12 protein-coding genes are annotated in these 14112 nt (G+C 56.4%); 9 read left to right on the forward strand and 3 right to left on the reverse strand.

What is annotated here, in order from left to right; genetic code table 11:
- The first annotated feature begins 86 nt into the window (after nucleotides 1-86).
- Together QRN85_RS21585 and QRN85_RS24580 are read left to right on the forward strand one after the other, a co-directional pair.
- The gene (locus QRN85_RS21585) at nucleotides 87-1913 is read left to right on the forward strand and encodes a hypothetical protein (RefSeq protein ID WP_502870818.1); all 1827 of its coding nucleotides are present in this window, start codon (nucleotides 87-89) and stop codon (nucleotides 1911-1913) included.
- Nucleotides 1914-2018: 105 nt separating this feature from the next.
- Complete coding sequence (locus QRN85_RS24580; RefSeq protein ID WP_502870819.1) at nucleotides 2019-2435, forward strand: hypothetical protein; 417 nt, start codon at nucleotides 2019-2021, stop codon at nucleotides 2433-2435.
- A 370-nt stretch (nucleotides 2436-2805) separates the two neighbouring features.
- On the opposite strand, the gene QRN85_RS21590 is transcribed toward QRN85_RS24580, so the two are convergent.
- Complete coding sequence (locus QRN85_RS21590) at nucleotides 2806-3708, reverse strand: LysR family transcriptional regulator (RefSeq protein WP_113170285.1); 903 nt, start codon at nucleotides 3706-3708, stop codon at nucleotides 2806-2808.
- A 214-nt stretch (nucleotides 3709-3922) separates the two neighbouring features.
- Here QRN85_RS21590 and QRN85_RS21595 point away from each other — a divergent pair, with 214 nt between their 5' ends.
- The 6 genes from QRN85_RS21595 (at nucleotide 3923) to QRN85_RS21620 (ending at nucleotide 10266) form a co-directional block, all read left to right on the forward strand.
- The gene (locus QRN85_RS21595; RefSeq protein WP_113170284.1) at nucleotides 3923-4615 is read left to right on the forward strand and encodes a hydrolase; all 693 of its coding nucleotides are present in this window, start codon (nucleotides 3923-3925) and stop codon (nucleotides 4613-4615) included.
- A 61-nt stretch (nucleotides 4616-4676) separates the two neighbouring features.
- Nucleotides 4677-4964, forward strand: coding sequence for a XapX domain-containing protein (locus QRN85_RS21600; RefSeq protein ID WP_042618875.1), 288 nt, complete (start codon nucleotides 4677-4679; stop codon nucleotides 4962-4964).
- Nucleotides 4964-6946, forward strand: coding sequence for an amidohydrolase (locus tag QRN85_RS21605; protein ID WP_284760046.1), 1983 nt, complete (start codon nucleotides 4964-4966; stop codon nucleotides 6944-6946). The genes QRN85_RS21600 and QRN85_RS21605 overlap by 1 nt, the downstream gene beginning before the upstream one ends.
- A gap of 165 nt (nucleotides 6947-7111) precedes the next feature.
- Nucleotides 7112-7552, forward strand: coding sequence for a DoxX family protein (locus QRN85_RS21610; RefSeq protein ID WP_284760047.1), 441 nt, complete (start codon nucleotides 7112-7114; stop codon nucleotides 7550-7552).
- A complete protein-coding gene (locus QRN85_RS21615; protein WP_062589028.1) occupies nucleotides 7552-9153 on the forward strand; it encodes an MFS transporter in 1602 nt (533 codons plus the stop codon). The genes QRN85_RS21610 and QRN85_RS21615 overlap by 1 nt, the downstream gene beginning before the upstream one ends.
- Nucleotides 9154-9429: 276 nt before the next feature.
- Nucleotides 9430-10266 (forward strand): alpha/beta fold hydrolase, encoded by an 837-nt coding sequence (locus QRN85_RS21620; RefSeq protein ID WP_284760048.1) that lies wholly within the window; start codon nucleotides 9430-9432, stop codon nucleotides 10264-10266.
- Between the two features lie 48 nt (nucleotides 10267-10314).
- Here QRN85_RS21620 and QRN85_RS21625 read toward each other — a convergent pair whose 3' ends face one another.
- A complete protein-coding gene (locus tag QRN85_RS21625; protein WP_113170280.1) occupies nucleotides 10315-11208 on the reverse strand; it encodes a helix-turn-helix transcriptional regulator in 894 nt (297 codons plus the stop codon).
- 291 nt (nucleotides 11209-11499) lie between these two features.
- Between QRN85_RS21625 and QRN85_RS21630 the strand changes: the two genes are divergently transcribed.
- Entirely contained in the window at nucleotides 11500-12333 is an 834-nt protein-coding gene (locus QRN85_RS21630; protein ID WP_062589108.1) for a helix-turn-helix domain-containing protein, read from the forward strand.
- Nucleotides 12334-12885: 552 nt separating this feature from the next.
- Here the strand turns inward: QRN85_RS21630 and QRN85_RS21635 are convergent.
- A complete protein-coding gene (locus QRN85_RS21635) occupies nucleotides 12886-14082 on the reverse strand; it encodes an FAD-dependent monooxygenase (protein WP_284760049.1) in 1197 nt (398 codons plus the stop codon).
- Nucleotides 14083-14112: the final 30 nt, after the last annotated feature.

The raw sequence follows: 14112 nt of genomic DNA on the forward strand, positions 1-14112 counted from the left end.
CCGCTGCGGCAATACCATTTGTTAAACGTCCACTCCTATTCCCGCCCGCCCTCGACACCGGTATTCGAGAGATATGGAATAAGAGCATGGCAACACACGATCTTTCAATTCATCACTTTCAACGAAAAATCTCGGATTTCTGCGAGGTGCGCATCGCGCCAATCGCCTCACAGCGAGTTCTGGAAAGCATTCGGCCCTATCTCGTTGGTCTTGTCATCCACCGCCGGCCACCACCGATCGTTAGTGGCCGTATGGATTGGACGGCCATTGGCGAGGCATGCGGGATCGAAAACCAATTGACAGCCGATTTGAAGAAGGCGCTCCGTCCGGGACTGGACGCGATTATCCGCTGGCTCGGAGAACCGCCTGCCGCCGATGACATACAGTCGACGAAAACACGCACGAAATCGCGCAATACCGTTCGGCGCAAGGTGGAAACTGCGACGCGTTTCAGACCGCGACAGATCCTCTCCGACAAGACCCCGGCTACCTCTTCGTCAGTGCAGAGGGGACCACAACCGAAACCAATTAGTCCATTCCCTGAGCCATTGTTTGAGGCGACCGATGATCCGGCGAGCTTTAACGATGCGCTCGTTTATCACATGCGCCGGTTCGGCGAGAGCTACTGGCAACTCTACCGCGCCGTCGTTCGCCTGGGCGAGACGTTCGATGACAAGACTTTGCTGTCGTGGGTTCAGGGCGAGCGCGTGCCGCGATCTTTGACGAGCTTCGAGATCCTGTCCCGTATAGAGCGGCGCTACCGACTGGGACAGGGGTATTTCAAAGGGAAGCTGCCGCACCAATCCCGCTCCCTATACGGCCATGATATGGGCGACATCAGCGCTGCGGAGCGGCGACGACTTGCATGGCATCTTCCGGATAATTTCAGCAGCTTGCCGTTCTCCAAGCGGGAGGAAATCATCGAATGGGTGCGCCGGTTCATCATCTCGGGCTCAACCAACTATCGTCGCTACCAGGCGGCGGCAATCAAACAGGGTTATGCAATTCGGTTTCCAGGCATCACCTATGGCGTAGGCACCCTGTCTCCACGACCACAAATAAACCCGGACAGCACGAGTCACAATCCCGAGGCCTTTGAAGATCCTGATCTCCTGTCCGGCGTCGTCGATGCGCCGCCGCGGTTGGCTATGGAGATGGCCGATCTGATCCGCTTCAAGACATCGACGCTGACCGCAATCGGCTTCCAACGAAATGGAGTTTGGGGAGAGGAAACCGCATCCCAGAAGGTCGAGCATCTCGGCCTCATGTTCGGTGCCCTCGCTGCCTCACCCGCCAGCGTCGTCAAAGGGCGCGGTGTGCCGCTCCGCCAACTAACCTTTGGCCTGTTGATCTTCCCGGGCGTCTGGGACTGGTACCTCCAATGGCGGGAGCAGCGCCGCGGCTTCTACACCAAGTGGGAAGAAGACATGCTGATGGTGGCGCAAGCTCTCACGCGGGCGGAAGTGGGCTGGATCCGCCAGCATCCGGAGCTCCTGAAGAAGGTTCAGCCAATCGAAGGGCTGATCGCGCCGGAGGAGATAGAATTTGCGAGGCGTGACTGGCACGGCGCCTGCGATGCGTTCCACCGGCACGCTGCCAATCGCTCGAAGGAAATCCAGCGTGTCATGCGCGTGCATCGCGATCCGTTCGAGCCGATCATGGTGATCCTTGAGGCAGACAGCCCATTGTCGGAGTACCGCAAGATTACAGATGAAATCCTGAAGCGCATGCCGGATGAAGATCGCTATCCTCGAGCAGCAGCCGAAGCGGTCCGCTCTTTCCTTTTGCTTCGCCTGGGTCTTCATCTTGGGCTTCGACAAAAGAACCTTCTCCAGCTTCGTTTGTGCCCGCGTGGGCATTTTCCGACATCAGAGCGGCGGCTGGAGGATATGAAATGCGGTGAATTGCGCTGAAGCGATCGGGAAAACGGATGGGAGGTCCTCATCCCATCAATCGCCTTCAAGAACTCAGGCTCATCATTCTTCGGACAAAAGCCGTTTCGCCTGATCCTGCCGGATTTGCTCGACCTCTACAAATATCTTGAGGCCTATATCGATTGCCATCGCGGTGTGCTGCTCGGTTCAGCGAAAGATCCCGGCACCTTTTTCGTCAAGACGGTGAAGACGACCAGTCTGGACGCGGCATACGATTCCACCAAATTCTATGAAGCATGGCGGACAGTGATCCAACGCTACGGCATCTACAATCCCTATACCGGCCGCGGAGCCATCAAGGGCTTGCTGCCGCACGGACCGCATAATCTTCGGGATATTCTGGCAACCCATATCCTAAAGCAGACCGGGTCATACGAGCAGGCGAGTTATGCCATCCAGGACACACCGGATGTCGTTCAGCAACACTACGGTCGCTTCCTGCCGCAGGACAAAGCGGCACTTGCGGCGAAAATCCTCAATCAGGTTTGGGAAGCTGCATAGCCACTCGGATGAATGGCTGATCCACATCGCCCATGCAGATGCAAACCAAGCCCCGCATCTGCATGGGCCCTGCCGGTCGTCTCCGCCTTGATGGGTATCGAACGCCCGACCCCCTCGTTTCAGTGATGATATCTGTATAAATTCTCAGTCCAGCCAAATACTTGTTCTTCTTATTTCCGGTACAGGACCGCAAGCGACCGTACCATGTCAGGAACGGGGATGGGAAAGCCGACGCAGAGTACGGGCAGCCTCATCTGCGGGTCGAATTTCTTCTTATGCACCCGCTGGGGCGTGTTCTGATCCACAACAATCCCCATCATCACAGCAAATTTGAGTTTTTGATAAAGCGATATTTATGCTTGCGCATTTCTCAACCGCGATCGTGAGCCATGAGGCCGGGAACCTCTCTTTCGAAGAACTTCGAGAAGGACGCAATTCGGGGCGGGAGCGATTGATAAGGCGGATAGTAGAGCGTCAGCCATAGGTCTGGCGGTGTCCATCCGGGCAAAACATTGACGAGTTTTCCCGACTGTAGATGTTCCGCAACATGAAACGTCGGAAGCAAAGCCACACCGATGCCGTCTGCGGCCATTCTCGCCAGCACCTCGCCACTATTAGCGCTGAACGCCCTGCCCGCTGAGATGCTGGTGCTTCCGCCGCCATCGAAGAGCACCCAGTTCTCCCGCCTGCTTTCGCCGCTATAGGCAAGGCAGTCGTCCGGCGTCAGTTCGCTGGGATGCTGCATATCCGCAAATCGACTGCCCGGAGCAGCGACCAGAATGCGCTTCACCACGCTGATTTTACGCCAAATCGTGAACTTGTCCGATGGTGCTGCGGAAATACGGATCGCCAGATCGAAATCGTCATCGATGATGTTAACCAAACCATCGCCGAGAGACACTTCGAAGCTGATCTTTGGATAGCGCTTCTGGAAACCTGACAGGACAGGCGGCAGGACCTGCTGGCCGAACCACGTGGGCGCGCTGATCCGCAGGCGGCCATGGTCGGCCTTGTGAGTGTTCATCACGTCTTTTCGGGCGTTCTCCAACGCCTCAAAGGCGGGCTGTATCTGTGCCGCGTAGACTGCCCCGTCGGTCGTCAGAGATACCTGCCGGGTCGTGCGCACGAAGAGTTGCACGCCGAGATCGTCCTCAAGTGCCGCAATCGCGCGCGTCACAGCCGCTGGCGTCATATCCAGTTCCCGCGCGACCTGAGCGAAGTTGCGCTTTTCCGCAGCCATCAAAAAGGTTCGCAGCGCCTTGTAGTCGTTCATTGATTGTTTCACCGAGCGCAATTCATTGACAATTATTATTGCAATTCCGGCGCGGAATCAACTGGCTTAGATTTCAAATCACACCAGACAACGAACTCAGAAAAAGAAGGCCAAAAGCACAATGTCACTTTTAGACAATCGGTCGGCATAACCTTCAAGACTTAGCGCCTCCCCTCCTCCATTCCCTTACGCAACCCACCAAAGGAAATACGACATGTCCAACAAGCTTCAGGTTCTCACACCCCAGAACAGCCAGATCATCTTCATCGACCAGCAACCGCAGATGGCCTTCGGCGTTCAGTCCATCGATCGTCAGGTGTTGAAGAATAATGTCGTCGGTCTTGCCAAGGCTGCGCAGATTTTCAACATTCCGACCACCATCACTACCGTCGAGACAGACAGCTTCTCAGGCAACACCTTCCCAGAATTGCTGGCCGTCGTTCCCAACAATGACATCCTCGAGCGTACATCCATGAATTCCTGGGACGACCAGAACGTTCGCGATGCGCTTGGCAAACACGCAGCCGAGGGCCGCAAGAAGATCGTTGTTTCCGGGCTGTGGACCGAAGTCTGCAACACGACATTCGCGCTGTCTTGCATGAACGACACTGACTATGAAATCTACATGGTTGCCGACGCTTCCGGCGGCACGTCCGTGGATGCGCACAAATATGCCATGGACCGTATGATTCAGGCTGGTGTGGTTCCCGTCACCTGGCAGCAGGTTCTTCTGGAATGGCAGCGCGATTGGGCGCGCAAAGAAACCTACGACGCCGTTACCACCTTGGTCAAAGAGCATTCCGGCGCCTACGGCATGGGCATTGATTATGCCGTTACGCACGTCCACGGCGGTGCCGAGCGTGTCAGCCATGGCAAGCGCATCGGCCCTAACCCGGCCGCCATCTGATCTGAAGCAGCCCCGCCTGAATTGCCGGGCGGGGCAATCATTTTGGAAAAGGATCGCTTCAATGAAAATCTACCTCCTTTCGCTCGCCGTCGGACTTCTCGTCGGGATGATTTACGGGCTTCTCAATGTGCGGTCACCGGCACCCCCCGTCATCGCTTTGGTCGGCTTGCTTGGCATTCTCGTCGGCGAACAGATCGTGCCGCTGGCAAAGACGATATGGGCAAAGGAGCCCGCTGCCGTTTCGTGGCTGACACATATCAAGCCACATATGTTTGGCCATATGCCGAAGGGCGGGCAAGGCCCAGTTGCGGTCGTATCCCGAGATGACGCGACGGATGGGCAAGCCTGATGGCGACGCGCCGCACGTTCCTCGGCGGGGCGTCAAGCCTCGCTCTGTCCAATCTCTTCTCCACGGCCAAAGCCGCAGATCCAAACAAGACCGGAGCAGACACGATGCATCCCGATATCATCCTGCACAACGGACGCGTCACAACGCTTGACCGCGCCAACCCTGAGGCAGGGGCCATCGCCATCAAGGACGGCATTTTCACTGACGTAGGCAGCGAGGCCGATGTGATGGCGCTGGCCGGACCAGACACGAAGATCATCAATCTCAGGGGTAAGCGCGTTCTGCCCGGCCTGATCGACAACCATACCCACGTTGTGCGTGGTGGGTTGAACTTCAACATGGAACTGCGCTGGGACGGCGTCCGCTCGCTGGCCGATGCCATGGGTATGCTCAAACGGCAGGTGGCGATAACCCCCGCTCCGCAATGGGTGCGTGTCGTCGGCGGTTTCACCGAGCACCAGTTTGCAGAAAAACGCCTGCCGACCATCGAAGAAATCAACGCTGTCGCGCCCGATACACCCGTTTTCCTGCTCCACCTCTATGACAGGGCACTTCTGAATGGCGCGGCCCTTCGTGCCGTTGGCTACACCAAGGATACACCTGAGCCGCATGGTGGTGAGATTACGCGCGATCTCAATGGCAATCCGACCGGGTTGCTGCTGGCCAAGCCAAACGCAGCCATTCTCTATTCCACCCTTGCCAAGGGGCCGAAACTGCCGTTGGATTATCAGGTCAATTCGACCCGTCATTTCATGCGCGAACTGAACCGGTTGGGCATTACCGGCGTGATTGATGCCGGTGGCGGTTTTCAGAATTACCCGGACGATTACGAAGTCATTCAAAAACTTTCCGACGAAAACCAGATGACGGTTCGTCTCGCCTACAACCTGTTCACGCAAAAGCCGAAGGAAGAGAAAGAAGACTTTCTCAAATGGACGCAGTCGGTCAAATACAAGCAGGGCAATGACTACTTCCGGCACAATGGCGCTGGCGAGATGCTCGTCTTCTCCGCAGCCGATTTCGAGGACTTCCGCCAACCAAGGCCCGAAATGGCGCCGGAAATGGAAGGTGAACTGGAGGAAGTGGTGCGGGTTCTGGCCGAGAACCGCTGGCCATGGCGTCTGCACGCGACCTATGACGAGACGATCACCCGTGCGCTCGACGTGTTCGAAAAGGTCGACAAGGACATTCCGCTCGAAGGTCTCAACTGGTTCTTCGACCATGCCGAAACGATCTCCGACCGCTCGATCGACCGCATCGCAGCCCTTGGCGGCGGCATCGCCACCCAACACCGGATGGCCTATCAGGGCGAATATTTTGTTGAGCGATACGGCCACGGCGTGGCAGAAGCCACTCCACCGATCAGGAAGATGCTCGACAAGGGTGTGAACGTCTCGGCAGGCACGGACGCGACACGTGTGGCCTCCTATAACCCCTGGGTTTCACTGTCCTGGATGGTCACCGGCAAGACGGTCGGCGGCATGCAGCTTTATCCGCGTGCCAATTGCCTGGACCGCGAGACCGCGCTTCGGATGTGGACCGAAAAGGTCACCTGGTTCTCGAACGAGGAGGGAAAGAAGGGCCGCATCGAGAAGGGCCAGTTTGCCGATCTCGTCGTGCCGGACAAGGACTTCTTCGCCTGTGCCGAGGACGAGATCTCGTTCCTGGTATCGGAGCTGACCATGGTTGGCGGCAAGATCGTCTATGGTTCGGGTGACTTCAAGGCGCTGGATGAAAACGACGTACCGCCCGCCATGCCGGATTGGTCTCCCGTTCGTACCTTCGGCGGTTATGCCGCCTGGGGCGAGCCGGAGGGTGCAGGTGCACGTTCATTGCGGCGCACCGCGATTTCCAACTGCGGCTGCGCCAGCGATTGTGGTGTTCACGGTCACGACCATGCAGGCGCATGGACGTCGAAACTGCCGATTGCTGATCTTAAAGGCTTCTTTGGGGCGCTGGGCTGCTCGTGCTGGGCAGTGTGATTGCACCTCATCTGACGGACGGGCCTCGTGGCTCGTCCGCATTTCACTGTTGTAAAAATTGCAATTAAATCGAAACTATTGATGCAATTGTTAGCGGCAATGTTTCGGCCCAAAATCACTCCATCGCAACAGCTCATCAACATGGGCAAACCTGCAGGAGCAGCCATGACCTACCATTCATCGACCACCACTAAACTGAAAACAGGTCTGGCGGGCATCGTCGCAACTCCAGCGGTCCGGAAAGTCTCGCTGCTTGCGCTCTGCGCGGCTTATATCCAGGGACCTTTGACAAAGATTGTCGATTTCAATGGTGCCATGGCTGAGATGGACCATTTCGGTCTACATCCAGCGGCCGTCATTGCGGTTATCGTCATTATATTTGAGTTGTCGGCCTCTGCCATGGTGGTCTCAGGGTTTCTTCGCTGGGCGGGTGCGATGGCCCTGGCGGGCTTCACTGTTATCGCAACGCTCATCGCGCTCCGGTTCTGGGAAATGGCTCCCGGCATGGACCGCATGATGGCAACCAACGCTTTCTTCGAACATCTCGGCCTTGCCGGTGCGTTCGTCTTCGTTTCTGCGTACGACCTCACCAAGGGAGCGAAGTGATGACCGCCCGCACATCCACGGGCGGAAGCTTTGCCCCGCTTCGCCAGCCTGTCTTTGCGGTCCTTTGGGCCGCAACGGTTCTGGGCAACACCGGCAGCTTTATGCGCGATGTCGCCAGTTCCTGGCTGATGACCGATCTTTCCGCCGCACCGGCAGCCGTTGCCCTTGTGCAAGCCGCAGGTACATTGCCAATCTTCCTTCTGGCGATCCCGGCGGGCGTGCTCTCGGACATTCTCGACCGCCGCAAATTCCTGATCGCCATCCAGCTTCTGCTTGCCAGCGTCAGCATATCGCTGATGACGCTGTCCTATTTCGGCATGCTATCGGTCAGCGCATTGATCGGCCTGACGTTTCTGGGCGGCATCGGAGCGGCACTGATGGGGCCGACATGGCAGGCCATCGTCCCTGAACTGGTGCCGCGCGAAGATGTGAAAGGCGCGGTTGCGCTCAACTCGCTCGGCATTAACATTGCCCGGTCGATAGGCCCTGCGGCTGGGGGCCTTCTGCTGGCGGCCTTCGGTGCAGCCGTCACCTATGGTGCCGACGTTGCCAGCTATATCCTCGTCATCGCGGCGCTCCTCTGGTGGCCACGTGCTAAAAATGCGGATGACGCTTTGTCCGAAGGTTTCTTGGGCGCGTTCCGTGCAGGCTTGAGATATACCCGCGCAAGCAAACCGCTCCATGTCGTGCTGTTGCGAGCCGCTATTTTCTTCGCCTTTGCCAGTGCAGTCTGGGCACTGCTGCCCCTCGTCGCCCGCCAGCTTCTCGGCGGTGATGCCAGCTTTTACGGCCTTCTGTTGGGCTCCGTCGGTGCGGGTGCCATTGGCGGCGCGCTGGTGATGCCAAAACTGCGCGAGCGTTTTGACCCAAATGGCCTGCTTCTCGGCTCTGCCATCGTGACAGCCCTCGTCATGGGCATTCTCTCACTAGCCCCGCCGCAATGGCTGGCCATCGTCATCCTCCTGTTTCTCGGCGCATCTTGGATAACGGCGCTGACGACTTTGAACGGTGCAGCGCAGGCCGTCCTGCCCAACTGGGTTAGAGGTCGTGGACTTGCGGTTTATCTGACGGTCTTCAATGGTGCGATGACGGCGGGCAGCCTTGGATGGGGTGCCGTGGGTGAAGCGGTTGGCGTTCCAGCAACACTGCTGATCGGGGCTGCCGGATTGCTGGTGGCAGGCTTTATCATGCACCGCGTCAGGCTTCCCATGGGTGAAGCGGATCTCGTATCGTCCAATCATTGGCCGGAACCACTGGTGGCCGAGCCTGTCGCGCATGATCGCGGTCCCGTTCTGATCTTGATCGACTACCACGTCGAGAGACACAACCGCACCAAGTTCCTGCATGCGCTTGATGAGATGTCATCGGAACGACGCCGCGATGGTGCCTATGGTTGGGGTGTTACCGAGGACTCCGCCGACCCCGAGAAAATCACCGAATGGTTCATGGTGGAATCCTGGGCCGAGCATTTGCGCCAGCACAAGCGCGTGTCCAAGGCGGACGCGGATGTTCAGAGCAAGGTCATCGCATTCCATACCGGTCCGGCTCAGCCCGTGGTTCGGCACCTTCTGACAATCAACAAGCCGGGCAAAGCAACATGACGGCATTATTGCAATTATCGAAACATATTCGAGATTTTTGTTGCAATTGTTAGCCGTTCGTTTTCGGCGCATTCTCTCCAAATAGACAATGGCACTGCACACGAAAACACTTCGAACCAACAGGGAGCCATCATGGCAAACCACAATTTTTCTCTGAGTCGCCGTGATGCACTTCTTGTCGGCGCTGCCATGACTGCGGGAGCGCTACTTCCGACGCGCCCGGTCCATGCTGCACCGGCTGGCACTCACCCAAATCCAACCACAGGAGACACGACAATGAGCTTCGTTAAAACCACAGACGGCACCGACATCTTCTACAAGGACTGGGGTCCGAAGGACGCACAGCCAATCGTGTTCCATCACGGCTGGCCCTTGTCTTCTGATGACTGGGACGCGCAGATGCTGTTCTTCCTCGCAAACGGCTACCGCGTGGTTGCCCACGACCGTCGCGGTCATGGTCGCTCTGCCCAAGTTTCCGAGGGTCACGACATGGATCACTATGCGTCCGACGCTTTTGCCGTCGTTGAAGCACTGGACCTGAAGAACGCTGTTCACATCGGCCACTCGACAGGCGGCGGCGAAGTTGCACGCTATGTAGCAAAGCACGGCCAGCCTGCCGGTCGCGTTGCAAAGGCCGTCCTCGTGTCCGCCGTTCCACCAGTGATGCTGAAAACAGAAGCCAACCCAGAAGGCCTGCCCATGGAAGTCTTCGACGGCTTTCGGTCAGCCACTGCTGCCAACCGCGCTCAGTTCTTCCGCGATGTTCCTGCCGGCCCATTCTACGGCTTCAACCGGGAAGGCGCGACTGTCCACGAAGGCGTGATACAGAATTGGTGGCGTCAGGGCATGATGGGCAGCGCGAAGGCGCATTATGATGGCATCAAGGCGTTCTCGGAAACCGATCAGACGGAAGACCTGAAAGCCATCACCGTGCCAACGCTGGTTCTCCACGGCGAAGACGACCAGATCGTACCTATCGCGGATGCGGCTCACAAAGCCATCAAACTGCTGAAGAACGGCACCATCAAGACTTACCCCGGCTTCTCGCACGGCATGCTGACCGTGAATGCCGACGTGCTGAACGCCGATCTGCTCGCCTTCATCAAGGCTTGATCCAACCCAACACGATGCCGACGGCCAGGTGTCGTCGGCATTAGCAGCCTAGTGACGATTGCGCGAGCGCCATTCGTCCGGTGTGACACCTACGGAATGCGTGAAATTTTCAATGAAGGTCGCTTGGTCGCTAAAGCCACAGGCCTCTGCAACCTGATCGATACTCTCGCCGGTCTTGGTGAGGTAGGCCTTTGCCCTGGCAATCCGGCTTGCCAACAGCCACTCGCTAATGGACTGTCCTGTGGTCTCTTCAAAGCCGGAGGACAGCTCTTCCACCGAAAACCCGCTGGCCACGGAAATATCCTCAAGACCGATATCGCGGGAAAGATTGGTGTTGATATAGGTCTTGATCCGCTTTTCTTGCATGGAGGTGAACTGCCCGGACGCCGAAAGATGTTGGGCGGGAGACCGGCCATATTTGTGGGCAAGATGCGCAATGAAGGCGAGACCGATGTGGGGAACGAGCGTATCCCTCACCTCATCCGGCATGTCGAACATGGGCATAAGGGCTGCGCCCATATTGCGGATCACCTGGTCATGCAAACCGCGACAGATCAGGAAATCATCGATCCGTGGCTCACCTGCCTCCTCGGTGAGTTCGGCAAGATGCGCAATGGGCACGTGGAATGCGAGGACATCCAGCTGACCATTGATGGAAATCGCCGCACCCTGTTTCAGGCTCACCAGACAGATGGAGGCCTTGGGATAGATCTTGATCGGCTCCAACCGCTCGTCCAACCCAATATCGGAATGCTCGGCGTCCTCCAGATAGAGCATGACGAGGAATGCGTTATCAGGCTCTAGAATGACGCGGCTGTTGCCATGCTCATAACATTGCTGAAGATGAACGACGGTGAGGTGGGCATCCCGTAATGGCCTGATGACCAATGCTCTTGCTGCTTTTGCACCAAAGCTCGCTGCAATTTTTTCACTGACTGCCAACCATTCACTCACATTCGTATCGTTCTTGCATAAACTACGTTGCAGGCCTGATTGCGGATCATCTAAGGCAGTTTCCTACACATAATTTGTCACGCTATCTTGTATAAAAGCATTCTTGTAGAGTGGTTACAGTCCGTGAACGGATTGCAATGCGGGAACCCATTTGACCCGTCAACGAACACCGTTGCTGTAATAAAAAGGAAGGTGGGTTTCATGAGTGCCAGTTCAGACGATAGAGGCCTCCCCATCCACGGCAAAACCTCCGACAGGTTCGGCTGTACATTGACGCAACTGTCGATCAACCAAAGCCTGTCATCCTCGAACATAGAAATTTTTCGAAAGGCGACAAAGTCCACTGCGCTTGATCAGGTGAAGACATCGGCCAGTGATCAGGGGTTCGTCGTCGGGGTGTCGTTACTCGCCGGTCACGAGCGGAGGATCTTTCACGGAAATCATGCGACCAGCCATGATTTTTCCGAGAACGCGATCTACATCCGCGACCTCTCCGACAATTACAAAGCCGATCTCAGCACGCCTTTCGATTTCATGCTGTTTCAGATTTCGCCATCCTCGCTCGCGAAGATAGCCGAAGATGCGGATGTGAGCGGCGTAAGCCTGTTGACGACGGAGACCGCGTCCAGAGACATCGTCCTTGCCAACCTCGCCCGCGCCCTGCTCCCCGCGCTTCAGCGTCCGGAAGAGGCAAGTGTTTTGTTCGTCGATCAGATGACGACGGCTATCGGCACCTATCTGGTTCAGCGTTACGGTGGGCGACCAGTACCGTCTGTTACACGAACACCGCTGCTCTCACGCGCACACGAACAAATGGCGAAATCCATTTTGCTTGAGCATCTTGAAGGTGATGTCTCAATTGCTGATGTGGCGGAAGCCTGCAACCTGTCACGGGGTTATTTCATCCGTGCTTTCCGTGAATCCACCGGGATGACGCCCTATCAATGGCTCCTTGACCAACGCATTGATCGCGCTCGACAGTTGATCAGAACGTCCAGCGCGCCTCTCGCCGAAATCGCTGTGGCTTGTGGGTTCGCAGATCAGAGCCATTTCACACGCGTGTTTTCTGCTCTCGTTGGAACAACTCCCGGGACTTGGCGACGCAGCTTTTGATTTTGTTGCCCTGACGGAGTTCCGCTATTTGATGAACTCTCGGCGTCCAACCAGTTCCGGCCTTAATATTTCATCTCACCGCGAGGTCTCACTGACCGCGAGAACCAACTGGCTGAACCTCGACGACCCAGATACCGTTGAACACATCAGCCCTATAGCTGGGACATGGGCGGTCACAACGTCCGACATTTCTACATCATACCCTCTCTTGCTTGCCCGGACATCGAGATTATACCGTTATGGTGGGCGGTCAACTTGGACCAACAGTCCTAAAAGCAATCCTGTGTTGAAAAACGAAAAGACGACAAACCTGTCGCTCTTGATAGGAATCGACCTGGCGACCAATATCGAAACGCATTACGGGATCCCACTGTTGAAGACATCATTTGCTCCGGCAGGCTAAACTTAGCGCTCAATAAGATGATCAAAACGCTCTTAATGGGGAGCGAACCGGCGTAACGTTTCCTAGCAGTTTGGAAACGACGCTTGTTCCAATCCTACATACGAATCGCTACGCCTTCTGTTTTGAGTCGCAGCCAGTAAATCCGGTCCTCAACAGTGCTCATTATCGTAAATTGAAAGATCAGGAGCTTCCTGTTCGCCCGCAAGAAGCTTTGAAGCAATCTTGTTGATACCGGGCTTGCTCACCAGATTGAGAGCGCCATGAAGCAAGGTGATGCCGAGCTTGCTGTGCGGATTCATCAGTCGAGGCGCAATTTTTGGCACGCCCTGCCCTTTTTCGACCATTGGCCGCATGGCATTTTCATACGCTTCAAGAGCGCTTTGAATGTCAGAATGCCTGTGAAGTTCACTTGCCAGAACATAAGCGCCGGTGACAGCTAGCGTTGCACCGATACCTGCAATTGGTGTCGCACACCACGCAGCGTCTCCCGTCAGAACGACGCGGCCCTTCGACCACCTCGGCATTCTGACCTGACGAAGCACATCGAAATAGAAGTCTTCTGTCCGTTGCAATCCTTCGAGCACGCGATCAGCCTGCCATCCGGCATCGTGGAAGCGTTCCCTCAGATATCTCTTCTGTTCTTCCAAGCTCCATTCATGTTCGCCGCCAGGTGGCTGCTGCACGGAAAGCATGGCGCGGGTAGTACCAACCATATCGGGGCGTAAAGAGATACTTCGTCCATCCGTTGCATTATACCAACGCCAACGCTGATCATCATCGGCATCTTTAGAAATAGTGAAATATGCAATCGTCAAATCCATCCAGCGCGGATCGTTCTCGTTTGGAAAAATCAACTCACGAGTGGATGATCCAACACCCTCGGCGACGATTACAACATCGTAATCTTCCATTGGTCCGGTTGAAAAAGTGACTCGGACCGCGTTGTCTATCTCATCTACGCCCTCGACTGAGTCATCAAAACGAAACGTCGCTTTTTCGCGAGCAGCTTCGTAAACCAGTCGCGCTAGGTCGCCCCGAAGGATTTCCATTTCAGCGGTTGGTCCATCCTGACCCAGATCATCAGTGATAAACTCGGCGACGGTTTCACCGTCCTCATCGACCCAGGCCGTACCGACCTCCCCGGTTCCGTGTTCGAGCGCTGTCTGCTCGAGATTCATCCTCCGAAGGACTTCACGGCCCACGCCGCGAATGTCGACATTCTGCCCTCCATCTCGAAACTCCGGAGCCTTTTCGACAACAGTGACATCGAAGCCGTGATGGGCAAGCCACCAGGCGGTCGTATTGCCTGCGATACTGGCACCTGTGATAAGAACGCGTACGGACATAAAAATGATCTCCTATTCGCAAAAGAACAT

Source organism: Agrobacterium sp. fls2-241-TYG-188a (genome assembly GCF_030209845.1).